This window comes from Ornithinibacillus jepli, assembly GCF_047228935.1.
In the GTDB taxonomy this organism is placed as follows: Bacteria; Bacillota; Bacilli; order Bacillales; family Amphibacillaceae; genus Ornithinibacillus.
Window position 1 is genome coordinate 1,306,209 of the sequence record NZ_JBFEGG010000001.1, and the last position, 26,321, is coordinate 1,332,529.

Sequence of the window (26,321 nt, forward strand, 5' to 3'; positions counted from 1 at the left end):
AGTTAAATAAAAACTGCATAATCCATATCAATCTTGTTCCGGAAATACATATTGCAGAGTCTCACCGATGCCATACCGAGTCTCCGTATATACAACCGGTTCTAGTTAGTGGCATTTTTCGGTTTAACATCCATTCTATTTTGTATGTCCCAGCCTCTTATTCATTACTTGGTATTGTCACGTTAGAATCCTTTATTTCATGAAATAATAGTAGTACTATCGATTGTTAGAAGTATTCTTCTATTCCCCTCATCAAATTGGTCGTAAGCCATTATTTATAAATATTTACTGCTGACTGATTTGATTCATTATAACACTCTAGAAGTCCATCAGTAGTTAATACAATATCCTTCAATATTCATTTAATATTCAACTCTCTATTTCTTTTAAATCTTTAATATAAGAGCCAGTTAATAGATTTTTGCGCCACCACTAGTTCTGTACTCTCTAAGAATAATGAGCATCTAACAGCACACGATAACTCAAATAGTCCATTATTATCCACCTATATATTAATTACGAATTATTTAGAAATATTTACGTGGAAAAATGGCTAGCTTCCATTGCAGGAGCTAGCCATAGGTATTATGTATACGTCAATCCCAATAATGCCGTCTATAGTAAGTTTTGATCCCGCTTGCGAGCAGGTGGGTGCCTTGTTTCGCATTTTATACTTCCTCCTACATAGGCGAACACGAGGCATGTATGCCATACGAAAACTAAATCAGGCTCCCTTTTCTATTCTGTTCGGTCAAAACGTATTTTATAGACTAACATATCAGGATTGACTCCATTTCGTAATGCATTACGTTTGTAAAAATATCTTAACACACGAATATCGTGCGTTCAATATACCTTTATATGAAGTATTCATTACAATTGTTACAAATTATAGACAGATGAAAAATCATGTCATTTATTTTGATTTAGTTGAATAGATAATTCAGTTAGCTGTGTTTCACTCACTTCACTCGGTGCATCGGTCAGTAAATCTGAAGCTGAAGCTGTTTTAGGGAATAATATGGTATCTCTCAGATTGCTTCTACCAGTAAGAAGCATTACAATACGATCGAGTCCTAGTGCAATTCCCCCATGTGGTGGAGCACCATATTCTAACGCTTCTAATAAGAAACCAAATTGTTCTTCAGCCTCTTGCTCCGTAAAACCAAGTACTTTGAACATTTCATTCTGCTGTTCACGCTTATAAATACGAATCGATCCGCCACCTAGTTCATAACCATTAAGTACTAAATCATAAGCATTTGCCCGTACACTAGCTGGGTCGGAAGTAAGTTTTTCAATATCTTCTTCAAATGGCATAGTAAACGGATGGTGAGCTGCAAAATATCGCCCAAGCTCTTCGTCATATTCAAATAATGGCCAATCTGTAATCCATAAGAAATTAAATTTACTTTCATCTATTAAACCAAGTTCTTTTCCTAGCTTAAGTCTCAATGCACCGAGACTATCATAAACGACAGAAGTTCTATCTGCGACAAATAATAGTAAATCACCATCTTGTGCATTTGCTTTTTCAATCAACCCTTGTTTTTCCTCTTCAGAGATGAATTTTGCTATCGGACCTTTTAATTCCTCTCCTTCTAGCTTAAGCCATGCTAAACCTTTAGCACCATAAACATTTACAAATTCTGTTAACTTATCAATATCCTTACGAGAGAAGTTAGCTGCTTCACCTTTCACATTTAGTAAGGCGACTTTTCCACCACTTTCAATTGCACCTTGGAAGACTTTAAAATTAGAATTAATTAGAACATCTGAAACATGAATAAGTTCTAAATCAAATCGCGTATCCGGTTTATCAGAACCATAACGCTCCATCGCTTCTTGATAAGGCATACGTGGTAAAGGTAACTCAATGTCAACATTATTTACTTCTTTCATTACCTTTTGCATCATATGTTCTGTCATTGTCATGATATCATCACTTGTCATAAAGGAAGTTTCGATATCGATTTGTGTAAATTCAGGCTGTCTATCTGCACGTAAATCTTCATCACGGAAACAACGAGCAATTTGATAATATTTTTCAAATCCACTCATCATAATCAACTGCTTAAACAATTGAGGTGACTGTGGTAATGCATAAAACTCACCAGGATGTACACGGCTAGGTACTAAATAGTCACGAGCCCCTTCAGGTGTACTTTTTGTTAAAATTGGGGTTTCCATTTCTAAGAAACCTTCGTCATTTAAGAAATTGCGAACAACTTGAGATATTTGATGGCGCTTTTTAAATGTTTCTTGAAGAGATCCACGGCGTAAGTCAATATAACGATATTTTAAACGTAAATCCTCTGATACATCTGTCTCATCCTGAATTAGGAATGGTGGGTTTTTTGATTTATTTAAGATAGAAATTTGAGATGCAATGACCTCAACTGTCCCTGTTTCCATCTGTGGGTTTATCGTATTCTCATCACGAAGTACAACTTGTCCTACAACCTCAATAACATATTCACTACGAACTGATTCAGCAATAGATAATGCTTCCTGATGATTAGGATTAAACACTACCTGTACAACACCAGATTTATCACGAAGGTCGATAAATATTAGACCTCCCAAGTCACGGCGTTTTTGTACCCATCCCTTAAGTAAAATAGTTTTTTCGACATCTGTTTCTCGTAAAGTTCCTGCAAGTACTCTTTCGCTCATCCTATTTTCCTCCTAGTAGCTTTTCTTTCATTAAGTTAATCAATTGATCTAGAGGAGCTTCTACTTGTTCACCAGTAGCCATTTCCTTTACATTAATAACTTGTTTTTCTAGCTCTTCTTCTCCTAAAACTAATACATATTTCGCTTTATATCGATCTGCCGCTTTAAATTGAGCTTTTATTTTTCTACCTTGATAGTCTTGATCGACTTGAATACCATGTTGACGTAAATCGTGTGTTATACGAACTACTTCGGATTTTGTAGCTTCTCCAACGGAAACGATAAAGCAATCTAAATCGTCCTCAACAGGAATTTCGACACTTTCAGCATCAAGTGCCATTAAAAGTCGTTCAATTCCCATTCCGAACCCGATACCTGGTGTAGCTGGTCCTCCCAGCTGTTCAACAAGACCATTATATCTACCACCACCAGCAAGAGTTGTAATAGCGCCGAATCCTTCTGCCTCACTCATAATTTCAAATGCAGTGTGATTATAATAGTCCAGCCCTCTAACTAGATTTGGATCGACTTCATAGGAAATTCCCATTAAATCAAGATAATTTTTAACCTTTTCAAAATAAGTAGATGACTCTTCATTTAAATAATCTAAAATAGAAGGAGCAGTCTTCATAGCTGAATGATCACGGTCGACCTTACAATCTAATATCCTCATCGGATTTTGCTCAAGCCGTGACTGACAATCTTTACATAACTCTTCTTTATGTGGAGTAAAGTGTTTAACTAATGCATCACGATGACTTTTTCTACTTTCTACATCTCCCAATGAATTAATTACTAGTTTTAAAGATGTTAATCCTAAAGATTGGTAAACCGTCATAGCTAAATCAATAACTTCTGCATCAACAGCAGGATCTGCACTTCCTAGCACTTCAACCCCAAATTGATTTAACTGACGCATTCTACCTGCTTGTGGACGTTCATATCGGAACATTTGCATAAAATAGAAAAGCTTTACTGGTTGATTGGCTTCCCCATACAACTTATTTTGTACAAATGCTCTCGTTACAGCAGCTGTACCTTCTGGTCTTAATGTGAGACTTCTACCTCCACGGTCTTCAAACGTGTACATTTCCTTTTGTACAATATCTGTTGAATCCCCAACACCACGTGAAAATACTTCGGTATGTTCAAATAATGGTGTACGAATTTCCTCATAATGGAACTTATCACAAATTCCTTTTATTTTATCCTCAACATACTGCCATTTTTGCGCATCCTTCGGTAGAATATCTACTGTACCTCTTGGCGCTTTAATATTCATTCCTTCATCCTCCTACAACTATGTATCATTCATTAAAAAAGTATACAAAAAACTCCCGTCCCCTAATAAAAAGGGACGAGAGTTACCCGCGTTGCCACCCTAGTTGATGTTACTAATAACATCCTCTTTTCACAGTTAACGCCTGCAAGACGTCTATATTTACTAGTATATACGTTCAATATAGATCCTCAGGAATGTCCTTCACCAGGTTGCGATGCAAAATGCTTTCAGCCTAAGGCATTTTGTCTCTATTCATGCAATAGCTAGTTACTCTTTCCATCATAGGATATTTCATTATCGTTCAAGATACTTGAATGAATATTATCATAATGTTTTGCCCCGTGATTGTCAAGTACGATTTATCTTTTTTTTCAATGCTTTTACTTCACCTAATGATATCCCTAATTCTTGTGCGATTTCCATATGTCCAGAAGACTCTTCCATTTCAATAAACTTATGTAAGTTTACCCCGAAAATATCTCGATTATTTTGAGAGCTCCAATGCTTTTCACTCATTCGCATAACTTGTGCCTCCTTTTACTTAACACTAGTTTTGCCTAATTGGACAATATTTATTAAAATAGAAAAGAAACCTTAAGTTTGTTCATAAATTAGGAGGAAGTCTTTTGCCTTATAAAAAAACTATACTGATTGTAATCATTGTTTTGCTTACATTTGGGATTATCCCTGTCACAGCTAGTACATCAGAAATCATTGTAAACGAAGACAATTTAAATTTAAGAAGTGGGCCAGGAACGAATTATAACAAAATAGGTCAAGTACATTCTAATGAGAAATATTCCATTGTGAATCAAGAAGGCGATTGGGTTGAAATTCAACTTGATGAATCTACAGCTTGGGTATCCATGGATTATGTAACGATATTGCAAGATGATTCTAGCGAAAACGTAGTAGAAACTAGTGAACAAGAAACCATTACAGTGCAATTCGAAAAAACGCAAATAAGAAATGGCCCTTCTACTGATTATGAGATTATTCATTTTGCGAGTAAAGGAGACAAACTTGCTGTAATAGATCAAGTGGATAATTGGTTGAAAATTAAATTCGAAGATACGGAAGGATATGTTTTAAAAGATCTCGTTACCGAAGGTACAAGAAAAACAAATGATGGGTTTAAAGGTAAGACTATCGTAATTGACCCCGGTCATGGCGGAAATGATTCTGGTGCAATAAGTATAAATGAAGTGTTTGAAAAAGATTTAACCTATAAAACGGCAGAAATTTTAGCACAAGAGCTATCCATGCTAGGTGCAGAAGTGTTAATGACTAGAGACAAAGAAACCTTTGTTACATTAGGAAGTCGTGCCATCCTTTCGAATACCGTAAATGCTGATGCTTTTATTAGTATCCATTACAATAGTGCACCAGATATACCATCGGCTTCAGGGATTAGTACTTATTATTACCATGACCAATATGAAGACCTTGCTCGTCATATCCATCAACAGGTTATTAGAGAATCAGGTGACCGAGACAGAGGATATCATTTCGGTGACTTTCAGGTTATCCGTCAAAATTTAAAACCTGCTGTCTTAATTGAGCTTGGTTTCATTTCAAATCCTGAAGTAGATGCTCTTCTTTCAACAAATGGATATCAAAAGAAATTAGTCTCAGGAATGGTAAATGGATTACAACAATATTTTGCTAAGTAAAATAAGAGAGAGGTAAGCAGTTGGTATATAACTGCCACCTCTCTTATTCTTTACTATCTAAAATTAACGTTACAGGACCGACATTCAATAGTTTAACATCCATCATAGCCCCAAATTCTCCCGTTTCTACCTGTATCCCTTCTGAACGGATTAAAGCATTAAAATGCTCATATAATTCAAAAGCTTGTTCAGGTCTTGCAGCCTGCATAAAATTCGGCCTTCTACCTTTTCTCGTATCACCATATAATGTAAATTGTGATATAGAAAGCATGTCCCCTCCGACGTCTTTAAGGGATAAATTCATCTTTCCATTTTCATCTTCAAAAATGCGTAAATGGACAATTTTTTTAGCAAGATACGCAGCATCTTCCTTTGTATCGTCATGTGTAACTCCTAATAATACTACAAAACCATTATCTATTGCTCCAATTACTTCCCCTTTCACCGAAACACTAGCATCTTTCGCTCGTTGAATAACAGCTCTCATTTTTATAACTCCTTTAACTTTACTATGCAAAAACCCCATAATAAATATGGGGTTATTGAATCGTACGTGTTACAGCATAAACATCTTTAATTTGTTTGATTCGATCCACAATTTTTCTTAAATGATTCGTATTATGAATTAAAATGGTTATTTGTATAACAGCCATTTTATTACGATCTGATCTACCATTTACATGAGTAATATTCGTCTTAGTCTCATTCACTGCCTGTAGAACTTCATTTAATAAACCTCTTCGATCATAACCAGAGATATCTAGATCCACATGATATTGCTTCTGTGTTTGATCTTCTTCCCATTCTACATGTAAATGGCGTTCTTTTGCTTCCTCAGTTTGTATATTAGGACAATCCGATCGATGCACTGAGACACCGCGACCTTTTGTAATATATCCAATTATTTCATCTCCTGGAACCGGATTACAGCATTTAGACAAACGTACTAACAAGTTATCTATACCTTCTACAATAACACCAGAATCTTTCTTATATTTTTTCTGTTCCTTGTAGTCGTTTTTTGTCCCTTCTAGTGTTTGCGCAAGGTCTTGTTCTTTTTGACGGGATTGACGTATTTTATCTGTTAATCTTGTTGCCACTAAAGCTGCTGTAATACCTTGATATCCAACAGCAGCATATAAATCTTCCTCAGAAACAAAGTTAAATCGCTCGTAAACACGCTTTAAATTTTCTTCTGTTAATGCTTCCTTCGGTTCAATATCAAGTGCTCGAATCTCTTTTTCAACTAAATCTTTACCTTTGGCAATATTTTCTTCACGTCGTTGTTTCTTGAAAAATTGTCTAATTTTATTTTTTGCTTGTGATGTTTGTGTAATTTTCAACCAGTCTTGTGACGGTCCATATGAATGCTTAGATGTTAGCACTTCAATAATGTCACCGTTTTTAAGCTTATAATCTAGTGGTTCCATTTTTCCATTGATTTTTGCACCTATAGTATGATTACCTATTTCGGTATGAATACGATAAGCAAAATCAAGTGGTACAGAACCTGAAGGAAGCTCTATCACATCACCTTTAGGAGTAAATACATAAACCATGTCAGAAAACAAGTCGACTTTTAATGATTCAACAAATTCTTCTGCATCATGAGTTTCGTTTTGCCACTCTAAAATTTCCCTGAACCATGTAAGTTTTTCTTCGAAGGATTTTTTATCCCTATTTACTTGCTTTTCTTCCTTATATGCCCAATGTGCAGCAATCCCATACTCGGCAATTTCATGCATTTCCTTTGTTCGAATTTGTACTTCTAGCGGATCTCCCTTTGGTCCAATTACAGTAGTATGCAAAGATTGGTAAAGATTTTGCTTTGGCATCGCAATATAATCTTTAAATCTACCAGGCATTGGCTTCCAGCATGTATGAATAATCCCTAACACCGCATAACAGTCTTTAATACTATCGACTATAATACGTACTGCTAATAGATCATAAATCTCATTAAATTGTTTGTTTTGTTTCACCATCTTTTGGTAAATACTATATAAATGCTTTGGTCTACCAAAGATCTCTGCTTCTATATTAACTTCTTCAAGTTGTTTGCTCACTTCCTGTATAACATCGTCAATATAGGATTCACGTTGTTCACGTTTTTGCTTCATTAGTTGAACGATACGGTAGTATTGTTGAGGATTTAAGTAACGTAAAGAAATGTCTTCTAGTTCCCATTTAATAGTTGAAATTCCTAGACGATGAGCGAGTGGTGCAAAAATTTCTATCGTTTCATTTGCCTTTAAACGTTGTTTTTCAGGTGGTAAGAACTTTAAGGTTCGCATATTATGCAATCTATCAGCTAACTTAATTAATATTACCCGTATATCCTTTGCCATTGCAACAAACATTTTTCGATGATTTTCTGCTTGTTGTGCTTCTTTAGATTTATATTTAATTTTACCTAGTTTTGTGACACCATCAACGAGCATGGCCACTTCTTTATTGAATTCTTCTTCGATTTCTTCAAGTGTTATCTCGGTATCCTCTACAACATCGTGCAAAAAACCACCCGCTACGGTCTCTGGATCCATTCTTAAATCTACTAGGATTCCAGCAACTTGAATAGGGTGTATGATATACGCTTCACCAGACTTACGATACTGGTCCTTGTGCGCTTCTTCTGCAAATTTATATGCTCGCATAACAAACTTAACATCTTCTTCTAAAAGATATTTTTTTGCCATTTCTTCTAATTGCTCTATTGTTATAATGTCACTTTTTGCCATATTATCACCTTTTATTGTAGAAGATACTTTCTTTCTAGTATCAAAAAAAATTACGAAAATGTAAAGTAAAAATTAATAAACATTTTATGCCAATTCGTCAAGATTGTCGACAAACCAGGGACTTTAGAGCTGTCCTAAAATTTTTTCATACTAAAAATTGCCCTTAACACGTTTCCCATATTATAAGAGGTCTGATGAAAGATTACCTCCACCAGACCTTCTAGCTTTAATATTTCATTAAAGTTAAGACATCATAACCTTTTAGTTTTTCTAGTCCGTTTAGATACGTTAGCTCAATTAGAAAGGCACAACCTACAACAATTCCACCAAGTTCTTCTACTAATTTAATTGTTGCTTCAATAGTACCACCTGTTGCTAGCAAATCATCTGTAATTAATACTCGTTGACCAGGTTTGATAGCATCCTTATGGATTGTTAAAACATTTTGTCCGTATTCCAAACCATAATCTACTTTAATTACTTCACGTGGTAGTTTACCTTCTTTTCTAACTGGTGCAAATCCTACTTCTAATGCATAAGAAACAGGACACCCTACGATAAATCCTCTTGCCTCTGGTCCTACCACTAAATCAATTTGTTTATCTCTTGCAAACTCTACTATCTCATCTACAGCTGATTTAAAGGCCTGACCATTATCCATTAATGGTGTAATATCCTTAAATTCAATGCCTGGTTTAGGCCAGTCGGGTACAATTTTAATGTATTGTTTATAATCCATGCTTCATTTCCTCCTTAAGGTTTTCCATCTGTCCCATACAATCTTGAAACCATCTCAATAATTCTTCATACGTAGCGTAATAAAGTATTTTTTCAATTTCTGTTTGTTTTAAACGTTCCTGATAAACGCTTGCTTCCTGCAGATCTTTTTTCTGAGGTGATTTATTTAATTGAATAAGTCCATTATTTATATTAACAAATTCAAGCTCAGAAAACACGTTTAACATAAATATAACAGCATCTTTATGCCATTTTTTTGCATTTATAATTGGATTTAAGTCTTTTCTACTATCAAGGACTTGTTTTTTCCAGATTACAGAATATAGCCATTTAAAGTCTTCTCTAGATGGAAATGCAGACAAGTAAGCACTATTTTCCACATAAAAACATGCATGTATATTTACCGGTTTTACTTTGTTGATAATGAGTCTTAATTCTTCTAGATCTGATGGTAGGTCATAAAGATACAATACGTCGACTTTCTCATCTAATGCTACCGCTTCTTGATATGTTATTTGTCTAATTTCATCAGGAAAGTTATGAACGGTATTGAATTTTTCATTATATAGTACGGTGTGGTTATCAAATTGATTAAGGAAGTCCCTAATATCAACTTGTTTTTTACCTCGGTGATCAAATAGTTGCCAATGACCGATTTCCATATCTTCCACAACAATCTGTGGTTTACGTATACCATTCCATTCATTTATCCCAAGCTCACCAACAACCGAAACTAACGCTTTAGGTGATATATAAGAATATAAATCTCCCATCCCAAATGCAATACCTTCTAACGAAATTCCATTTTCGTTAAACATGAGCTTAAGATGTTTTTTCATATTCCCTAATTGGCGAACTTCATAAGGATTACATTTAATATGAAACTTCGGCTTTGGATTTGCCATACCAAATGGTGCAAGTTTACCTATTTCATTAATTAGCCCTTCAGAAATATCCGAAAGCTGAAGTGTTTTACTTACTAGAACCTCTTGTTTGAAATCTTCACTCGTTAATTCCTGTTTAATTATAGTATCTAGTTCTTTTTCTAGTAAGGCCACATTTTCAACTGGTAACGTCATTCCAGCAGCTTGTGCATGACCACCAAAATGCGTAAAAAGATCTTTTAAATTCATACAACTTTGAAATAAATCAAATGCTGGAATACTTCTTGCCGAACCTTTTGCAGTACCATTTTCTTCATTAATAGACAGCACAATAGCTGGTCGGTCATATTTTCTAACTAACCTAGACGCAACAATACCTAGGACTCCTTCATTCCACCCTTTTTTAGCTACAACTATTACACCTTTACTAGCATCTATATTTTCTAGTTGTTCCACTTCTTTTACAATGGAAGCAACAATTTGTTGTCTTTCTTGGTTAAGTTGTCCAACCATTTCTACTAGTTCATTTGCCTCTTCAGGATCCTCTGTTAATAAAAGGTGGACTGCAAGATCTGCATCCTGTAATCTCCCTACCGCATTTAATCTAGGTCCAATTAAAAAGCCAATATCTTCTTCGGTAGTTTTCCCTTCTATATTGCATTGTTTCTTTAAAGCTATTAGTCCCTGTTTCGTTGTTACTGATAATTTCTTTAAGCCAAAGTAAACTAAAATGCGGTTTTCTCCAACTAAAGGAACTAAGTCAGCTACTGTTCCTATTACAACTAAATCTAAAAACTGTTCTGGAAAGTAACCAAGTAAGCTTTGTGCAAATTTAAATGCTACACCTGCACCAGCTAATTCTTTAAACGGATAATCTGGAGAACATTTAGGATGTATAATTGCGTACGCATCAGGTAAAACATCCTGTGGTTCATGATGGTCTGTTATGATTAAATCTAGCCCTAGTTCTTTAGCAACTTCTGCTTCATGGACAGATGCTATTCCAGTATCTACCGTAATAATAAGCTTGAATCCGTCCGCAAAAGCTTTTTTGAATGCGGATTCATTCGGTCCATATCCTTCTGTAAACCGGTTAGGTATATAAAAATCACAATCCGCTCCTAGCTCTTGTAACGTTTTAATAAGTATGGTTGTAGAACTAACGCCATCTGCATCATAATCACCAAATACTAATATTTTTTCTTTGGCTTTAATCGCTTGATGAACTCGCTTTGTAGCACTATCCATTGATGCTAAATTCGATGGATCAATTAATTTATCAATAGATGGCAACAAAAATTCTTGTGCCTCTTCATTCGATTGTATACCACGTTGTATTAATAACTCTTTTATCACGGGGGACAATTCAGTTGAGTTATCCTTCCACTGTCCTTGACATTCTTCAGAACTTACAAATTTCCATTTTGACTTGCTTCGTAACATAAATTCACCCCTGACTAATCTATTATACACAAATAGAGTCAGGGGTAGCAATGAGAATATCTAATCAAGGTAACCAGAATTCAACTATCAGTTTCAGTTTCGTTTAATTTCTCCACCTTGTCTTTATCAAATAGCTGCGTTAATTTATCATTCTTTCTTCGCAAACTTTTTAAATCCTTTTGCATTTTAAACATTTTTACCATACCAACTGCTGCCGTTATGATCACTCCCATTAGCACAGAAAATAATATGACAAGGATCAAAGGTGACTCTACTTGCCAGAAAAAGTAATTTACTTGAACAGGACTTACATTGGTAACAGCAAATATAGCGACTACTATCATAAAAATAATAGCAATAATTACATAGGTTTGACCTTTCATACAATAACCTCCTTAATCTCTAATCTATATTTTATACAAAGAATAAAGAAACAATCCCCTTGCAATTTGCAAAGGGATTGTCTTTTATACTTGTGGTCCTTCAACACGTTTTTTCTTTCTAAAATCAACTGGTCTTTCTTTAATATTCTTCCCTCGCCATACTAGCCACAATTGAGTAGCAAGGAATAGAGATGAATAGGTTCCTGCAATTAGACCTACGAATAATGCTATCCCGAATCCTTGTATCGGTTCTGCACCTAGAACAAGGAATGCTACGACAGCAATTATAGTTGTTATCGTAGTATTTACCGTCCTAGTCATCGTTTGTACGATACTCCTATTCACGATACTTGCAAGGTCTTTAAAGGACTTAACTGCTTTTTTCGTGCGTTGGATGTTTTCACGAATTCGGTCAAAGGTAACGATGGTTGCATTTATTGAGTAACCAATTATTGTTAGTATTGCCGCAACTATTGTTACATCAAATTCGATTCTAAAAATACTAAAGACCATAAGCATAATAAATACATCATGAAGTAGAGCGATTATAGTCGTTATCGCAAAGAAAAACTCAAAGCGGAACGCCACATAAATAATCATTCCAATAGCAGCAATAAGAAGTGCATAAACTGCATTCTTTACTAATTCTTCTCCAACTATTGAAGAGACAACACTGACACTTGGTTCAGCATTATATTTTTCTAGGAAATAATCAGTAAGCTCACCGATTTTTTTATCCTCAATTACTTCTTGGTATCGAATAACCGCAATTTCATTATTTTCACCTGAAATTACTAATGATTTTGCCTCTAGCCCTAAATTATTAAGGTCTGACTTAATTTCTTCAGAATTAAGCGATTGTTCCGCCATAATCTGCACCCTTGATCCACTTGTAAAATCAATTCCGGGATTCAATTTAAAGACTATTAGGGAAATTGCACCAATAACCAGCAGAATAGAAGTAAAAATGAAAAACTTTTTACGATGATCTACAACACTCCACTCCTTACGAAGGAAAGTAGCTGGTAGTTCGGTATTCTCTCGTATATCTTTAATATCTGACTTTCTTACTGCAAACCAACCAGGATGATTTTTAAAGTATTTAACTTTAATCCATAATTGCAGTAATAGTTTAGTTCCATAGACTGCAGTTATAAAGCTAACAACTATACTAATAATTAGCATCGTAGCAAAACCTTTTACAGAACTTGTCCCAAAAGCAAATAATACAGCAGCCGCTAAAAGCGTAGTAATGTTTGCATCGAGAATAGCTCGTAATGAATTACTAGTTCCAGTTTTAAATGCTGATGGAAGTGATTTACCTTCACGCAGCTCTTCCTTAATACGTTCAAAGGTTATGACATTAGCATCGACCGCCATACCAACACCTAGGATTAAAGCAGCAATACCTGGCAAAGTAAGAACACCATTAAGACTTTCAAAGATAACAAGCACTAAAAAGACATAAGCACTTAATGAAATAACCGAAATGAGTCCTAGGAAACGATACACAACTAACATAAATAAGAAAATAATCCCAATACCAATGATTCCAGCAAATACAGTTTGATCTAATGCTTGCTCACCAAACTGTGCTCCTACTGACGTTGAGAAGATTTCGTCCATATTTACTGGTAAGGATCCTGAGTTAATGATATTTGCAAGATACTGTGCTTCCTCAATAGTAAAGGATCCAGTAATCATAACATTTCCACCAGTTATAGGTTCATTTACAGATGGAGCTGAAATAAACTTATGATCCTCTTTTAGTACTTCATCTTTGAAGGAATCACCCTCTTCATAATCCATCCAAATAACTAGTAAATTTTCTCCTTCTGGCTTAGTAGATAATTCTCTCGTTACATCAGCAAATTTTTTACCATCATTTAATTGTAAAGTAACAATTGGAGCATTCGTGTCAGGATGGAAATCCTGCTTAGCACTACCTTCTTTTACATCCGCACCATCTAATAAAACAGTATCGTTTACATCTCGAAAAGTTAGTCTAGCACTGGTTGCTAACATTTCTCGAGCCTGTGTTTGGTTTTCAACACCAGCTAACTGGACCCGAATTCGGTCTTCCCCTTCAATGTCAATTACTGCTTCACTTATCCCAAGCTTATTAACCCTATCATTCAATAATTGAACAGTAGCTTCCATTAATTTGCGATCTACTTCCTGATTGTCATCTAAAGGTTCCACTTTATAAAGAACCTCAAATCCACCCTGTAAATCTAGCCCAAGATTAATATTTTTAGTAACACTTGGTGTAAATAGTCCAATAATAAGTCCTAATGCAATAACTATTAGGAAAAAGGATGTAATACGTCCTTTACTTTTCATAATAAATAGTTCCTCCCTTAATCTGTATCAAACCGTGTATGTATAAGCTTACAGGGGTTTAATCACTGCCGGTTAGAGCTGCTATGGAAGCCATCAAGTCATCATCTTGGTATGCATCTATCGTTAAATAGCTCATATAAATAGTTGAACTAAGGTGCAAGACATCTTGGACAACCTCATATAGCCTTTTTTCTGGATTACCTTTCCACACCTTCTTTGAAAGGCAATTCCAAACATCTTCTTCTGTTGCTTTAGAATACCCCATTAATTGAAACTCCAGCGCCTTACTCTCTAAAGCTGGCTTTAGCTCCTCTTTCCAATTATCAACAGTCTTTATTATTTCCAAGACCTTCACCTTCCTAGAAAGAATTAATTCATTGTACAAGTTGTCATGCTTAGCCACTAATCTTGCATATATATCATTGTATATGAAAATTTATTTTTTGAGAAGGTAGGTCGTCGATGTTGTCTAAACAAACTTTTCTCCAAGGGACCCTTATCTTAATATTAGCAGGAATGATCACCCGATTTCTAGGCTTCGTAAATCGTCTTGTCGTTGCCAGACTAATGGGCGAAGAGGGCGTCGGCCTATATATGATGGCTCTTCCTACTCTATTCCTAGTGATGACTTTAACCCAACTCGGACTTCCAGTTGCCATTTCAAAACGCGTAGCAGAAGCAGATGCACAAAACGACCAAGCTAAAATTAAACGAATATTAGTTGTTTCGATTATCATAACATCTATTTCTAGTATTATCTTTACAGCAGTCATGATAGTTGCCGCACCATTTATTGCTACTACGTTATTGACAGATGATCGAACCATTTATCCTTTGATTGCGGTTAGTCCAATCATTCCGATTGTTGCAGTTTCATCTGTTTTACGTGGCTATTTCCAAGGGAAACAAAACATGAAACCACAAAGCTATTCACAAGTTATTGAACAAATTGTACGAATAAGCTTTGTTGCCCTATTTGTACATCTACTATTACCTTATGGTGTACAATTTGCAGCAGCCGGAGCCATGTTTAGTGTTATCTTAGGTGAATTTGCTTCCTTACTCTATATGATATTTCAATTTAAGAGTAAGAAAACAATTCGTATACGCCATCGTTTTTTTGCTTATATAAAATCTAGTAAACAAACTGTTAAAGAACTATTCTCTATCGCGTTACCAAGTACAGGAAGTAGAATGATTAGTTCCTTTTCTTATTTCCTTGAACCAATTATTGTTGCACATAGCTTAAACTTAGCAGGTATCTCAAATAAATTAGCTACAAAACAATATGGAGAGTTAACTGGATTTGTTCTACCACTCCTTTTTCTACCTACATTTATAACTCAATCACTATCCATAGCTCTAGTTCCTAACATTTCGGAAGCCGAGGCAAGAAAAAATAGTCAACTTATACATTATCGAATTCACCAATCTATTCGAATATCATTCGCTTCAGGAGCTATTGCAACCGTTGTACTTTCTATTTTTGCGGTCCCAATATTATCTTTTATGTATGGTACTGCTAATGCTAGTAATATCTTAATATTTATGGCACCATTTTATATTCTACTTTATATACAGTCACCTTTACAAGCAGCACTACAGGCACTTGATCTCGCTAGACCAGCAATGTGGAATAGTTTAGTTGGAGCAGTAGTAAAATTTGTTGTGTTGTTTATACTTGCATCCAATGAAAGTTTCGGCATCATGGGTGTTGCAATAGCTATGTCAGTAGGCGTTATATTAATCACATTATTACATCTAGCCTCCCTACGTCAGGCTATTAATTTTTATATCCCAATCAAAGACATAATGAAAATGATAGCATTAATCATCGTAACCTGGTTTATTGGAAAAATGATTTTTGATTTTTACATTCAATTTGATCCAAACATCATATTATTTGGCTTAGCCTTAATCATCCTGACAGCTATTTATATCGTACTACTTTTTGTTTTAAAGTTCATTACAAAAGAAGAACTAGAACAAATTCCTTTTATCCAAAAATGGATTAAATCATAAAATCACTGCAAAAAACTCGTCTACTTTTTATAGGACGAGAATATGAATACTATAAAAGGACTTTTGTGAGGGGGAGTTTTATGCGTAACCAACAATTCACTGCTCTACTTTATGGTTGGATCGTTGTACTTGGATTAATTCTAGTTTCAAGTATGGCTTTAGCTTTACTATTACGATTTTCCAGTTTTAATGAACCTGCTCTTGATTGGGTAACACTTGTTATTGGATTAATCTCACTATTTATTGGTGGGGCAGTTGCGGGTGCCAAAGGAAAACAAAAGGGTTGGTTGATTGGTACCATTACTGGACTAGGATTCACCGTGTTTACGTTTTTAGTTCAATTTTTAGGATATCAAGTAGGCTTCGATTTACAACAGACTATCCATCACCTATTCTACATTCTGGCTGCATTATTTGGTGGAGCTATCGGGGTTAACATTGCTTCAAATCATGAGTAAAGATTTGAACCATACAAGTAATAAAAAAGTATTTGCGGGAAGGTTCTAGTATAAATCCATGCAAGATTACACAAAAGAGACTAACCAAAAGGTCAGTCTCTTTTATCATTTGTTATTATACAGTTTTAACTTCACGAATCGCAGAACGATCATATGTAAGTTTTGAACCGTCTCCTGCTTGTAATACTACAGTGTTTTCATCTAAAGCATGAATTACACCATGAAAACCACCAATCGTTACAACAGAATCACCTTTTTTAAGTTCAGACTGCATTTGTCTTACTTGTTTTTGACGTTTTTGTTGTGGACGAATTAGCAAGAAATAGAAGATAACAAACATTGCTATTAATGGTATTAACGTCACAAAATTTTCCATGTACTTGTCCCTCCTTTCAAATCTATTCGTTTAAAAATTTTAGCTTTCTAAACGTCACTAAAAATTCTTTGCATTTGGTTTATTAAGACCATATTGTTCAAAGAATTCTTCTTTAAAGTCTCCAAGTCGATCTTCGCGTATTGCTTGTCGTACTTGCTCCATTAATTTTAACAGAAAATACAAGTTATGATAAGTAGTAAGTCTAAATCCGAATGTTTCATTGCATTTTATTAAATGTCTTATGTATGCTCTTGAATAATTACGGCATACATGGCAATCACAGTTTTCATCAATCGGATTAAAATCACGTGCATATTTTGCGTTTCGTACCACTAATCTACCTGATGAAGTCATACATGTTCCATTTCGTGCAATTCGTGTTGGTAATACACAATCAAACATGTCTATACCACGAATGGCGCCATCTATTAAGGAGTCCGGAGAACCAACACCCATTAAGTATCTTGGTTTATTACTTGGCATTAACGGTGTCGTAAATTCTAATACCCGATTCATAACATCTTTCGGTTCGCCAACAGAAAGTCCACCTACTGCATAGCCTGGTAAGTCAAGAGAAATTAAGTCTTGTGCGCTTTGTCGACGTAAATCCTCAAACTCTCCACCTTGAATAATTCCAAATAACCCTTGAACATCTGGTTTCGCATGAGCTTTTAAACATCTTTCTGCCCATCTAGAAGTTCTTTCCACAGATTGCTTCATATATTCATATGTTGCTGGATACGGTGGACATTCATCAAAAGCCATCATAATATCAGAGCCTAAATCATTTTGAATTTGCATAGCCTTTTCTGGAGACAAAAATAGCTTTTCTCCATTTAAATGGTTTCTGAAGTGAACTCCCTCTTCCTTAATTTCCCGCATATCACTTAAACTAAACACTTGAAATCCACCTGAATCAGTTAAAATTGCACCATCCCAATTCATAAACTTATGTAATCCGCCAGCTTCTTTAATAATATCTTCACCCGGTCTTAACCATAAATGGTAGGTGTTTGATAAGATAATATTTGCACCCATTGTATTTAAATCTTCCGGACTCATCGTTTTTACCGTTGCAAGTGTTCCAACTGGCATAAAGGTCGGGGTTTCAAAAGAACCATGAGGTGTATGAACAATTCCAAGTCTAGCCCCTGTTTGTTTATCTGTTTTAATTAATTCATAACGTATAGGTATAGTCATTTTATCTTTCCTCTTCTAAATAATTAACATCGCATCGCCAAAACTAAAGAAGCGATATTTTTCTTGTACTGCAGTATTATAAGCTTTCAATATAAATTCACGATCACTAAACGCACTTACAAGCATAATTAACGTTGACTTAGGTAGGTGAAAATTCGTTATAAGCCCATCAATAGCCTTGAATTCAAATCCAGGGTAGATGAATATATCTGTCCAACCACTAGATTCGACAAATTGTCCATTGTTATCTCTTGCAATCGTCTCAAGAGTTCTTGTAGACGTTGTCCCTACTGAAATAATTCTACCACCTTGCTCCCTAATCTTTGTTAACGTATCAGCTGTATCCTTTGACATGACATAGAATTCTGCATGCATTTTATGTTCGTCAATATTGTCTACACTTACAGGACGAAAAGTTCCAAGTCCTACATGAAGTGTAATAAACGTAATCGTTACACCCATTTCCTTTAATTCTTCCAATAATTCATTCGTAAAATGTAACCCAGCAGTCGGAGCAGCAGCAGACCCTTGTTCTTTAGCATACACAGTTTGATAGCGTTCTTTTTCTGGCAATTGTTCTTTAATATATGGAGGTAGAGGCATTTCACCTAACTCATCCAATACTTCATAGAAAATACCTTCATAATCAAATTGTAATATACGCCCACCATGTTCCAGTGTATCTGTACAGGTAGCTCGTAATTTCCCTTCCCCGAAAGTTAGGATGCTTCCTTCTTTAAGGCGTTTTGCAGGTTTTGCTAAAACTTCCCATGAATCTCCCTCTAGCTGCTTAAGAAGGAGTATCTCCACTTTTCCACCTGTATCTTCTTTTATTCCATAAAGTCTTGCTGGTAAAACTCGTGTATCATTAAGTACTAAACAATCTCCGGGTCTTAAATAATCTTTAATATTATTAAAATGCTTATGATCTATTTCCTTCTTTTCTCGGTTTAATACCATTAATCTAGATGCGCTTCTCTCAGTCAATGGTGTTTGGGCTATTAATTCTTCTGGTAAATCAAAATCAAAATCTTCAATATTCATGGTGTTACTCCTTTTAACGAAATCTTCCTATAATGTAAAAAATCAACGATAGAATGATACTGACAACAATAGAAGTCATGATTGGGAAATAAAAGGTGACATTTCCTTTCTTAAACGATATATCACCAGGTAGTCTACCAACAATTAACCATATTACCCCAATAACGATGAAAATAATTCCTATTATAATAAACATCTTACCTAAATTCACGCTTCATCATTCACTTTCATACCAAAATGTTGATATGCTTTATGTGTTGCCACTCTGCCTCTAGGTGTTCGTTGAATAAATCCAATTTGTAATAAAAATGGTTCATAGACGTCCTCGATTGTTTGTGATTCTTCACCAATAGTTGCAGCAATTGTGTCTAATCCAACTGGTCCACCTTGAAATCCCTCGATGATTCCTTTTAACAATTTATGGTCTATATGATCTAATCCCTGGTCATCTACTTGAAGCATGCGTAACGCTATATTAGTCGTATCTAAGCTTATTTGCTCCTCCCCGTTCACTTGAGATATATCTCGAATTCGACGCAGCAAACGATTAGCTATACGTGGCGTTCCTCGTGATCGACGTGCAACTTCTCGTGCTGCTTCTTTTACAATTTTCGTTTCAAAAATCTCTGCAGTTCGTTCTACAATCGCACACAAATCTTTCGTTTCATAATAGTCTAACCTCGATAGTACTCCAAATCTATCGCGTAGAGGTGCTGATAATAATCCTGCTCTTGTAGTAGCACCTACTAATGTGAAAGGAGGTAAATCAATTCTGACAGATCTTGCGCTTGGTCCAGTACCAATTACAATATCAATAAAGAAATCTTCCATAGCTGAATATAGTACCTCTTCAACCGCTCTTGGCAGACGATGAACTTCATCAATAAATAGAACGTCTCCCGCTTCTAAAGAGGTAAGAATAGCTGCTAAATCTCCAGCTCGGTCGATTGCTGGACCAGATGTAGAACGAAAATTCACTCCCATTTCATTAGCAATGATAGCAGCAAGAGTTGTCTTTCCAAGTCCTGGTGGTCCGTATAATAGTACGTGATCTAATGGTTCATTTCGCATCCTTGCAGCTTGAATAAAGATTTGTAAGTTTTCCTTTACTTTGTCCTGACCAATGTATTGATTTAATGTTGTCGGGCGAAGACTAAGCTCAACGGAGGATTCTTCAGCATGTAACTCACCAGTAACCATTCGCTCATCCATACAATCTTCCTCCCTATTTTTTCATTAACAAGCTTAACGCTTTTCTAATTATTTCATCCGTATTATGATCGTTAATATCTTTTTTCAGTTCTGGTAGAATTTGTTTAACTTCTTTATCCATATAACCTAAAGCTTTTAACGCTTCAACTGCTTCTTTTAATTCATCAGATCGCACTTGACCCTTTGTATCAGTTTCTACGTCAACATTGGAAATATGGATGTTCGCAGTTAATTTTCCTTTTAAATCAAGAATAATCTGTCTTGCTGTTTTTTTGCCAACCCCAGGAAAACTAGTTAAGAATTTGTCATCCTCACGCTCAACAGCCGCTACAAAATCCGGAATATTAACTCCAGCTAATATCGCTAATGCCCCTTTTGGACCAATACCAGAAACTGATAATAATCTTGTAAATAAATATTTTTGGTCCTCATTTTTAAAGCCAAATAATATTTGAGCATCCTCTCGCACATGGAAATAAGTATGTATGTGAAATTCCTTATTTAAATAATCTTGAAATACAAATGGATTCGGACAAATTACTTCATACCCTATACCATTCACATCTATAATAACAGCCTCATCTTGAATAGAGACTAAGTTCCCACGTAAATACGAAATCATTCTATCTTCTCCCCACTTTAAATCCTTCACCTATTCTATCACAATTTCCCAATCCCAGCACATGTTGGACAGAGGGAAAAGTTCATTGAGCCATTATTGCCTCATCTATTCAAAGTGCCCTAAACTATTATATATTGCATAAAAAAGTCCTACAAAGATTTCTCCTTGTAGGTTTGAGCCAATGTACCTGTCCCTAATCATTTCTAAAGAAGTTATTTAAGTTTTCTTCGATTTCTTCATCTAGATGGTTAGGACTACTGTTTAAATTGCGCATTCGGTCCCACCAAATGCTATCAGTATAGACTACAATTTCTTTATCGGAAACAATTTGTCTTACCTCATCTTCAATTGTATCTTGTAAGTCGGGATAATATTTATTTCCTGTCATGACAGCTACAATAATTCGTTCATCTGTTTCAGCAACTTGAGCTTGAACAATTTCTTTTCTTTCTGATAAATATTCAGAAATTTGTAACGTTCTTTCATTAGTATAGGAATCTTCATTGCTCGCTCCTAAATTTTTATCCCCTTCATTTACATATTCTTGTTCACTTTGCGGATAGCCACCTAGTTCACCAATGGTTTTTTCTCGATTATCGGTTCTTTCTTCCTGTTCTTCTGGTGTTTCATAATTGATCGGACTGATGGAATTGTTGTTGATTTCATTTGTACCTTCTTCCGTTTCATTTCCACAGGCGGTAGCAAAAATTAAACTTGTCAGAACAAGAAGTAATTTTCTACGCATAATATAACCTCCCTTACAGCTAGTTTGCTAAAAGAGAGGTAATTTACAACCGGTTATATTATCCTTTTTCAAAAAAAAGTGGAAAAAATCCTATCTTACTTTTAATAATAAATTGCAAGTGCTTTACTTTAATAGCCGCTTAGAATCATTTAAAAAATCTTTTCGTTTAATCCATTCTTGTTCCATTGTCTGCAAGTACGATTCCACACTAATCCGTCTTTTTCCTGTTAAGAAATGTAACCATTCCCTCAACATATCACTTGGAATAAATACTGTAATTAGGAATCGTTCCAAACTTTCTTCATTAACCATCTTATAAGATAATAATGTTTCTACGTCCCAATTAATGTGTGGCAAAAAGCGTTGCCCTAATTGAATATAATCATAATCTTGAAAAGTACATTGTAACAGGTCAAAATCAATCATATATGTTTTTTCATTTTGTATAAAATTATGTGATGCAACATCACCATGTACCCATGTTCCATTCGTCTCAGCATGTAATTGTTCTTTATACCACGGATATCTAGACACAATTTCTAAATATCGTTTCATTAAGAAAATAATATCATGATATAAATATAAGAACCCTTCTTTTTCAAATAGTTGTTCTGTTTCTATAAATTTATACAGCCTTGCTTGCCATCTTTTAATAAACAACGACTTTTTCACCATATTATGAACATATATTTGACTTGCAGCAGTGTGAAATTTTTTTATTGTTTTAACCGCTCTCTGTCTATCCACTTCCGACTGATAATTTAGCTTTCTTCCTGTTATATATGGAGAAATTGTCCAATAATAATTGGTTCCTGTAGAAATCTCATTTTTACCATTTGGATATCGAACAAAAGGCACAATTTCTTTAGAATGAAATGAATCAAAAAAATCCCATTGCTGCTTTAAATTAATAACATTGGAATGACCTTTCAGCACATATTTATTACCAGAAATCGTTTCGATATAATATATGTTACGCTTAATTGGTTGAATAATTTTTGCTTCAATACTTCCCTCCCAATATAAAAAAGAAGAGAGACGATTGATTCTTTGATCGTCTCTACTTAGTTCGTTACTCAATCTGATGATTCTTCCTCATTCACTCGTAATTCACCGAATCCAGGAGGGGTTGGAAAACCATTTTCAGGATAGCCTGGCATGGTTGGAAAAGTTACATTTGCTTCTGATTGCTGTCCATCTACTTGGTTCCCAGCAAAATTCGGATCAAACTGCGGCATTCCTTGTTGGCTTTGGAACATACTTGGATTAATTTGTGGCACTCCTTGTTGTCCTTGGAACATACTTGGATCAAATTGTGGCATTCCTTGTTGTCCTTGGAACATACTTGGATCAAATTGTGGCATTCCTTGTTGTCCTTGGAACATATTCGGATCAAATGTTTCGCCCATTTGCGGAATCGAAGGACCTCCACAGCCACAATCATCTTTAGTATTTTGTACCATTGGCATTACTGGTTGCTGCCCGACATGTGCAGGCAATTGCATCGGAAATAAAGGTACTGGATGCCCTCCCCAACAAGGATGAACATGGTGACAAGGATGAACAGGGAAACAAGGTATCATTTGGACTGGGTGATGCATTGGTTCGTAAATCGGTTGGAAACTTGCAGGCTGCTCTTTAGTCTTTTTTTCATGATGTACTGGTTTGTCATGAGATTCCTTACTCTCTGAGCTTTCTGGAAAGTTAAAAGTCATATAGGTTGTATGTTGTTCTTGTTCAATTGTTGGAGATTGCATCAGAGGCATGGTCATTTGCGGAATTTGCGGCATCTCGGGCATAGGAACTTCTGGTTTTACTTGCATTACTGGTTTTTCATCATCTTCTTTAATTACAGGTATTGGTTTAGGAGAAATATCCTTATATGGTGTTTCTACCTGTTGTTCTTTCTTTACTTCTTTTACTGGAGCTTCTTTTTTAACTGTTTTAGCTGTTGTTGGAATACGAATTTTCATACCAGGCATAATCATGTCTGGACTAGCAATATGTGAATTTGCAGCTTTTAATTCTTCAAAATCAACTCCATACTTTTGGGATAGCTCCCACATTGTATCTCCCTTTTGTACAATATGAATTTTCATGTGTTACGAACTCCTTTCACTTCTCTCATTCTGGGCTAATCACTCTATATCAAGATATGCAAAATATATGGAAATGTTGAACTTTATTCGAAACAAATAAAAAAGCCATTCTCTAGGAGAACGACTTTAATCAACAAACTCAAATTCAAATTGTAATATACGGATAGTATCTCCGTCTACTGCACCTTTTTTACGAAGCTCTTCATCTACCCCCATTGACCGCATTTGACGTGCGAATCTACGAATTGCTTCATCACGGTTAAAGTCAGTCATTTTGAATAACTTTTCAATCTTCGGACCTGAAACAACAAATGCTCCATCATCATCACGATTAATGGTAAATCCTTTTTCCTCTTTCTGATAGCGATAGACTACTTTTTCCTCGGTTTCCTCAAGTTGAGGTGCATACTTCGGTATCGTTTCTAAAAGATCTGCCACCGCATATAAAATATCTCTTAATCCTTCTTTTGTTAAAGCTGACACTGGATATACTGGCACACCTTCACCAAGTTGTTCTTTAAACTTCTCTAAATTATCTTCAGCCCCAGGCATATCCATTTTATTCGCCGCAATTACTTGTGGTCTAGTCATGAGCTTTTCATCATATTCTTTTAATTCTTTATTAATTTTTTCATAATCCTCAAAAGGATCTCTTCCTTCAGTAGCGGCCATGTCTATAACGTGAATGATAACTCTCGTCCGCTCTACATGACGTAAAAATTGATGCCCTAAACCTATGCCTTGATGAGCTCCTTCGATTAATCCTGGTAAATCAGCTAATACAAAGCTTCGTTGATCACCAGTATCCACGACACCTAAATTAGGAGCTAACGTTGTAAAGTGGTAATCTGCAATTTTTGGCTTAGCTGCACTTACAACGGATAAAAACGTAGATTTACCGACACTTGGGAATCCAACAAGCCCTACATCTGCTATCAATTTCAATTCTACTTTTATATTCTTTTCTTCACCCGGTTCACCGTTCTCAGCAAAATCGGGTGCAGGATTACGAGGGGTTGCAAAACGGGAATTCCCTCGACCACCTCGACCACCCTTTGCAATGACTGCTTCTTGGCCATGAATGGTAAGATCTGCAATGATTTGATTTGTATCCTCATCAATTACAGTCGTTCCAGGCGGTACTGGTACAATAAGTGGTACAGAGTTTTTACCATGTTGATTCTTACTCATTCCGTTTTCACCACGTTTAGCTTTAAAGTGGCGATTATAACGTAAATCCATTAATGTATTTAATCCTTCATCTACCTTGAAAATAACATCACCACCGTTGCCACCATCTCCACCGGCAGGACCTCCTAAAGGTACATATTTCTCTCTACGATAAGCAACAAGACCATTTCCACCGTCTCCAGCTTTTACATAGACACTGACTTGATCGACAAACATCTACTCACCTCATCTATTCAAACGAAGATATAGAGAACGAAAATTTTATACTTTCTTCTAGATCCTCTACCTGTATTAATACATTTTCAAATTCTTCTGATAGTCTTTCTTTCCACCTATTCCAATCAATCGGTCGCCCACTTAAGGTAATTACCATGTTCAAAATACTTTCATTTTCTAAAAGTAGTAATTCCCCTTTTATTATTTCTAATTTATCGTCTAAGATGTAACGAGTTATTGTTTTCCCAATTTTAGTTAATACACTATCATATGAATGTAGATTTTTACTTTTAGTATGGATATCGTATGTAAATTGAATATGATTATGTTGTAAATTCACTTGGATTAACCATAAAGCAAAATTCGGGCAATTTATATTCATAAGTAATCTTTCACGATTAAACTCTTCAATAATTTTATTTATTTTGTTCTTTACTTTATCATTTTTTCCCATACTTAAATACCCATGAACAATTTGTAAATCGTTCATTAGATCATGTCTTTGTAGTCGCAATAAATGAATAACATCCTTTATATCCACATTATCCTCCCCCAATAGTAAAATTATAGCAGAAAATTTGGATGGGTTCATCACAGATATAAAAGATTCCCTATAATACATTTTCTAACAAAAAAACTCCAACCACCTAAATGATTGGAGTCTTTATAAGTCATAATATTATGCTTCTTGAGCAACTGGGTAAACACTAACTTTTTTGCGGTCACGACCATAGCGTTCAAATTTTACAACACCGTCGATTTTTGCATAAAGTGTGTCATCACCACCACGACCAACGTTTTCACCTGGATAGATTTTCGTACCGCGTTGACGATATAGAATTGATCCACCAGTTACGAATTGACCATCAGCGCGTTTAGCACCAAGACGTTTGGACTCAGAGTCACGACCGTTCTTTGTACTACCTACACCCTTTTTAGATGCGAAGAACTGTAAATCTAGACGTAGCATTAGAGC

At 35.3% G+C, this 26,321-nt stretch carries 25 protein-coding genes, 1 other RNA gene and 1 other annotated feature; of the genes, 3 read left to right on the forward strand and 23 right to left on the reverse strand.

Annotated features, from left to right (window positions below; translation table 11 throughout):
• Nucleotides 1-595 precede the first annotated feature (595 nt).
• The 4 genes from ssrS to AB1K81_RS06860 form a co-directional block, all read right to left on the reverse strand.
• Nucleotides 596-788, reverse strand: a non-coding RNA gene (gene ssrS, locus AB1K81_RS06845) — 6S RNA.
• 124 nt (nucleotides 789-912) lie between these two features.
• On the reverse strand, nucleotides 913-2,676 hold the full coding sequence (gene aspS / locus AB1K81_RS06850; protein ID WP_412975872.1) for an aspartate--tRNA ligase: 1,764 nt from the start codon (nucleotides 2,674-2,676) through the stop codon (nucleotides 913-915).
• 1 nt (nucleotide 2,677) lies between these two features.
• Entirely contained in the window at nucleotides 2,678-3,958 is a 1,281-nt protein-coding gene (hisS, locus tag AB1K81_RS06855; protein ID WP_412975873.1) for a histidine--tRNA ligase, read from the reverse strand.
• 68 nt (nucleotides 3,959-4,026) lie between these two features.
• Nucleotides 4,027-4,250: a binding site (T-box leader), on the reverse strand.
• A 56-nt stretch (nucleotides 4,251-4,306) separates the two neighbouring features.
• Nucleotides 4,307-4,480 carry a hypothetical protein gene (locus AB1K81_RS06860; RefSeq protein ID WP_412975874.1) on the reverse strand — a complete coding sequence of 58 codons (174 nt, stop codon included), beginning with the start codon at nucleotides 4,478-4,480 and terminating at the stop codon, nucleotides 4,307-4,309.
• 104 nt (nucleotides 4,481-4,584) lie between these two features.
• On the opposite strand from AB1K81_RS06860, the gene AB1K81_RS06865 reads away from it, so the two are divergent.
• The gene (locus AB1K81_RS06865; RefSeq protein WP_412975875.1) at nucleotides 4,585-5,631 is read left to right on the forward strand and encodes an N-acetylmuramoyl-L-alanine amidase family protein; all 1,047 of its coding nucleotides are present in this window, start codon (nucleotides 4,585-4,587) and stop codon (nucleotides 5,629-5,631) included.
• 43 nt (nucleotides 5,632-5,674) lie between these two features.
• Here the strand turns inward: AB1K81_RS06865 and dtd are convergent, their stop codons facing one another.
• From dtd to AB1K81_RS06900, 7 genes are all read right to left on the reverse strand, one after another.
• Nucleotides 5,675-6,118, reverse strand: coding sequence for a D-aminoacyl-tRNA deacylase (gene dtd / locus AB1K81_RS06870; protein ID WP_412975876.1), 444 nt, complete (start codon nucleotides 6,116-6,118; stop codon nucleotides 5,675-5,677).
• A gap of 52 nt (nucleotides 6,119-6,170) precedes the next feature.
• On the reverse strand, nucleotides 6,171-8,369 hold the full coding sequence (locus AB1K81_RS06875; RefSeq protein WP_412975877.1) for a RelA/SpoT family protein: 2,199 nt from the start codon (nucleotides 8,367-8,369) through the stop codon (nucleotides 6,171-6,173).
• Nucleotides 8,370-8,595: 226 nt separating this feature from the next.
• Nucleotides 8,596-9,108, reverse strand: a complete 513-nt coding sequence (locus tag AB1K81_RS06880; protein ID WP_412975878.1) for an adenine phosphoribosyltransferase — start codon at nucleotides 9,106-9,108, stop codon at nucleotides 8,596-8,598.
• The gene (gene recJ / locus AB1K81_RS06885; protein WP_412975879.1) at nucleotides 9,098-11,434 is read right to left on the reverse strand and encodes a single-stranded-DNA-specific exonuclease RecJ; all 2,337 of its coding nucleotides are present in this window, start codon (nucleotides 11,432-11,434) and stop codon (nucleotides 9,098-9,100) included. The genes AB1K81_RS06880 and recJ overlap by 11 nt, the downstream gene beginning before the upstream one ends.
• An 80-nt stretch (nucleotides 11,435-11,514) precedes the next feature.
• Entirely contained in the window at nucleotides 11,515-11,817 is a 303-nt protein-coding gene (locus tag AB1K81_RS06890) for a LapA family protein (RefSeq protein WP_412975880.1), read from the reverse strand.
• Nucleotides 11,818-11,901: 84 nt separating this feature from the next.
• Nucleotides 11,902-14,160, reverse strand: a complete 2,259-nt coding sequence (gene secDF, locus AB1K81_RS06895) for a protein translocase subunit SecDF (RefSeq protein ID WP_412975881.1) — start codon at nucleotides 14,158-14,160, stop codon at nucleotides 11,902-11,904.
• Nucleotides 14,161-14,218: 58 nt separating this feature from the next.
• The gene (locus AB1K81_RS06900) at nucleotides 14,219-14,506 is read right to left on the reverse strand and encodes a post-transcriptional regulator (RefSeq protein ID WP_412975882.1); all 288 of its coding nucleotides are present in this window, start codon (nucleotides 14,504-14,506) and stop codon (nucleotides 14,219-14,221) included.
• A 116-nt stretch (nucleotides 14,507-14,622) separates the two neighbouring features.
• Between AB1K81_RS06900 and spoVB the strand changes: the two genes are divergently transcribed.
• Nucleotides 14,623-16,182: a stage V sporulation protein B gene (gene spoVB / locus AB1K81_RS06905; RefSeq protein WP_412975883.1), complete on the forward strand. Its 1,560-nt coding sequence runs from the start codon at nucleotides 14,623-14,625 to the stop codon at nucleotides 16,180-16,182.
• An 80-nt stretch (nucleotides 16,183-16,262) separates the two neighbouring features.
• Nucleotides 16,263-16,640: a TIGR04086 family membrane protein gene (locus AB1K81_RS06910; RefSeq protein ID WP_412975884.1), complete on the forward strand. Its 378-nt coding sequence runs from the start codon at nucleotides 16,263-16,265 to the stop codon at nucleotides 16,638-16,640.
• A 115-nt stretch (nucleotides 16,641-16,755) separates the two neighbouring features.
• On the opposite strand, the gene yajC is transcribed toward AB1K81_RS06910, so the two are convergent.
• The 12 genes from yajC to rpmA form a co-directional block, all read right to left on the reverse strand.
• Entirely contained in the window at nucleotides 16,756-17,016 is a 261-nt protein-coding gene (gene yajC, locus AB1K81_RS06915) for a preprotein translocase subunit YajC (protein ID WP_412975885.1), read from the reverse strand.
• 57 nt (nucleotides 17,017-17,073) lie between these two features.
• Entirely contained in the window at nucleotides 17,074-18,216 is a 1,143-nt protein-coding gene (gene tgt / locus AB1K81_RS06920; protein WP_412975886.1) for a tRNA guanosine(34) transglycosylase Tgt, read from the reverse strand.
• A gap of 15 nt (nucleotides 18,217-18,231) precedes the next feature.
• The gene (gene queA / locus AB1K81_RS06925; protein ID WP_412975887.1) at nucleotides 18,232-19,260 is read right to left on the reverse strand and encodes a tRNA preQ1(34) S-adenosylmethionine ribosyltransferase-isomerase QueA; all 1,029 of its coding nucleotides are present in this window, start codon (nucleotides 19,258-19,260) and stop codon (nucleotides 18,232-18,234) included.
• Nucleotides 19,261-19,273: 13 nt separating this feature from the next.
• Nucleotides 19,274-19,456 (reverse strand): DUF2905 domain-containing protein, encoded by a 183-nt coding sequence (locus AB1K81_RS06930; protein ID WP_412976129.1) that lies wholly within the window; start codon nucleotides 19,454-19,456, stop codon nucleotides 19,274-19,276.
• An 11-nt stretch (nucleotides 19,457-19,467) separates the two neighbouring features.
• Complete coding sequence (gene ruvB, locus AB1K81_RS06935) at nucleotides 19,468-20,472, reverse strand: Holliday junction branch migration DNA helicase RuvB (protein ID WP_412975888.1); 1,005 nt, start codon at nucleotides 20,470-20,472, stop codon at nucleotides 19,468-19,470.
• Between the two features lie 13 nt (nucleotides 20,473-20,485).
• On the reverse strand, nucleotides 20,486-21,094 hold the full coding sequence (gene ruvA / locus AB1K81_RS06940) for a Holliday junction branch migration protein RuvA (RefSeq protein ID WP_412975889.1): 609 nt from the start codon (nucleotides 21,092-21,094) through the stop codon (nucleotides 20,486-20,488).
• Between the two features lie 193 nt (nucleotides 21,095-21,287).
• Nucleotides 21,288-21,839, reverse strand: a complete 552-nt coding sequence (locus AB1K81_RS06945) for a YhcN/YlaJ family sporulation lipoprotein (RefSeq protein WP_412975890.1) — start codon at nucleotides 21,837-21,839, stop codon at nucleotides 21,288-21,290.
• Between the two features lie 123 nt (nucleotides 21,840-21,962).
• Entirely contained in the window at nucleotides 21,963-22,919 is a 957-nt protein-coding gene (locus AB1K81_RS06950; protein WP_412975891.1) for a hypothetical protein, read from the reverse strand.
• Entirely contained in the window at nucleotides 22,916-23,938 is a 1,023-nt protein-coding gene (gene safA / locus AB1K81_RS06955; RefSeq protein ID WP_412975892.1) for a SafA/ExsA family spore coat assembly protein, read from the reverse strand. The genes AB1K81_RS06950 and safA overlap by 4 nt, the downstream gene beginning before the upstream one ends.
• Nucleotides 23,939-24,064: 126 nt before the next feature.
• Nucleotides 24,065-25,345, reverse strand: a complete 1,281-nt coding sequence (gene obgE, locus AB1K81_RS06960) for a GTPase ObgE (RefSeq protein WP_412975893.1) — start codon at nucleotides 25,343-25,345, stop codon at nucleotides 24,065-24,067.
• A gap of 13 nt (nucleotides 25,346-25,358) precedes the next feature.
• Nucleotides 25,359-25,886 carry a Spo0B domain-containing protein gene (locus AB1K81_RS06965; RefSeq protein ID WP_412975894.1) on the reverse strand — a complete coding sequence of 176 codons (528 nt, stop codon included), beginning with the start codon at nucleotides 25,884-25,886 and terminating at the stop codon, nucleotides 25,359-25,361.
• Between the two features lie 138 nt (nucleotides 25,887-26,024).
• Nucleotides 26,025-26,315, reverse strand: coding sequence for a 50S ribosomal protein L27 (gene rpmA, locus AB1K81_RS06970; RefSeq protein ID WP_010098994.1), 291 nt, complete (start codon nucleotides 26,313-26,315; stop codon nucleotides 26,025-26,027).
• Nucleotides 26,316-26,321: the final 6 nt, after the last annotated feature.

What these genes read in the sequence shown, in the direction of transcription:
- AB1K81_RS06875 (WP_412975877.1), bottom strand. Translation starts at nt 8,369, where the DNA reads ATGGCAAAAAGTGACATTATAACAATAGAGCAATTAGAAGAAATGGCA.
- AB1K81_RS06930 (WP_412976129.1), bottom strand. Translation starts at nt 19,456, where the DNA reads ATGTTTATTATAATAGGAATTATTTTCATCGTTATTGGGGTAATATGG.
- AB1K81_RS06890 (WP_412975880.1), bottom strand. Translation starts at nt 11,817, where the DNA reads ATGAAAGGTCAAACCTATGTAATTATTGCTATTATTTTTATGATAGTA.
- secDF (WP_412975881.1), bottom strand. Translation starts at nt 14,160, where the DNA reads ATGAAAAGTAAAGGACGTATTACATCCTTTTTCCTAATAGTTATTGCA.
- AB1K81_RS06910 (WP_412975884.1), top strand. Translation starts at nt 16,263, where the DNA reads ATGCGTAACCAACAATTCACTGCTCTACTTTATGGTTGGATCGTTGTA.
- rpmA (WP_010098994.1), bottom strand. Translation starts at nt 26,315, where the DNA reads ATGCTACGTCTAGATTTACAGTTCTTCGCATCTAAAAAGGGTGTAGGT.
- queA (WP_412975887.1), bottom strand. Translation starts at nt 19,260, where the DNA reads ATGAATATTGAAGATTTTGATTTTGATTTACCAGAAGAATTAATAGCC.
- obgE (WP_412975893.1), bottom strand. Translation starts at nt 25,345, where the DNA reads ATGTTTGTCGATCAAGTCAGTGTCTATGTAAAAGCTGGAGACGGTGGA.
- tgt (WP_412975886.1), bottom strand. Translation starts at nt 18,216, where the DNA reads ATGACTATACCTATACGTTATGAATTAATTAAAACAGATAAACAAACA.
- yajC (WP_412975885.1), bottom strand. Translation starts at nt 17,016, where the DNA reads ATGGAAAATTTTGTGACGTTAATACCATTAATAGCAATGTTTGTTATC.
- aspS (WP_412975872.1), bottom strand. Translation starts at nt 2,676, where the DNA reads ATGAGCGAAAGAGTACTTGCAGGAACTTTACGAGAAACAGATGTCGAA.
- hisS (WP_412975873.1), bottom strand. Translation starts at nt 3,958, where the DNA reads ATGAATATTAAAGCGCCAAGAGGTACAGTAGATATTCTACCGAAGGAT.
- AB1K81_RS06860 (WP_412975874.1), bottom strand. Translation starts at nt 4,480, where the DNA reads ATGCGAATGAGTGAAAAGCATTGGAGCTCTCAAAATAATCGAGATATT.
- ruvB (WP_412975888.1), bottom strand. Translation starts at nt 20,472, where the DNA reads ATGGATGAGCGAATGGTTACTGGTGAGTTACATGCTGAAGAATCCTCC.
- recJ (WP_412975879.1), bottom strand. Translation starts at nt 11,434, where the DNA reads ATGTTACGAAGCAAGTCAAAATGGAAATTTGTAAGTTCTGAAGAATGT.
- ruvA (WP_412975889.1), bottom strand. Translation starts at nt 21,094, where the DNA reads ATGATTTCGTATTTACGTGGGAACTTAGTCTCTATTCAAGATGAGGCT.
- spoVB (WP_412975883.1), top strand. Translation starts at nt 14,623, where the DNA reads ATGTTGTCTAAACAAACTTTTCTCCAAGGGACCCTTATCTTAATATTA.
- safA (WP_412975892.1), bottom strand. Translation starts at nt 23,938, where the DNA reads ATGAAAATTCATATTGTACAAAAGGGAGATACAATGTGGGAGCTATCC.
- AB1K81_RS06945 (WP_412975890.1), bottom strand. Translation starts at nt 21,839, where the DNA reads ATGCGTAGAAAATTACTTCTTGTTCTGACAAGTTTAATTTTTGCTACC.
- AB1K81_RS06880 (WP_412975878.1), bottom strand. Translation starts at nt 9,108, where the DNA reads ATGGATTATAAACAATACATTAAAATTGTACCCGACTGGCCTAAACCA.
- dtd (WP_412975876.1), bottom strand. Translation starts at nt 6,118, where the DNA reads ATGAGAGCTGTTATTCAACGAGCGAAAGATGCTAGTGTTTCGGTGAAA.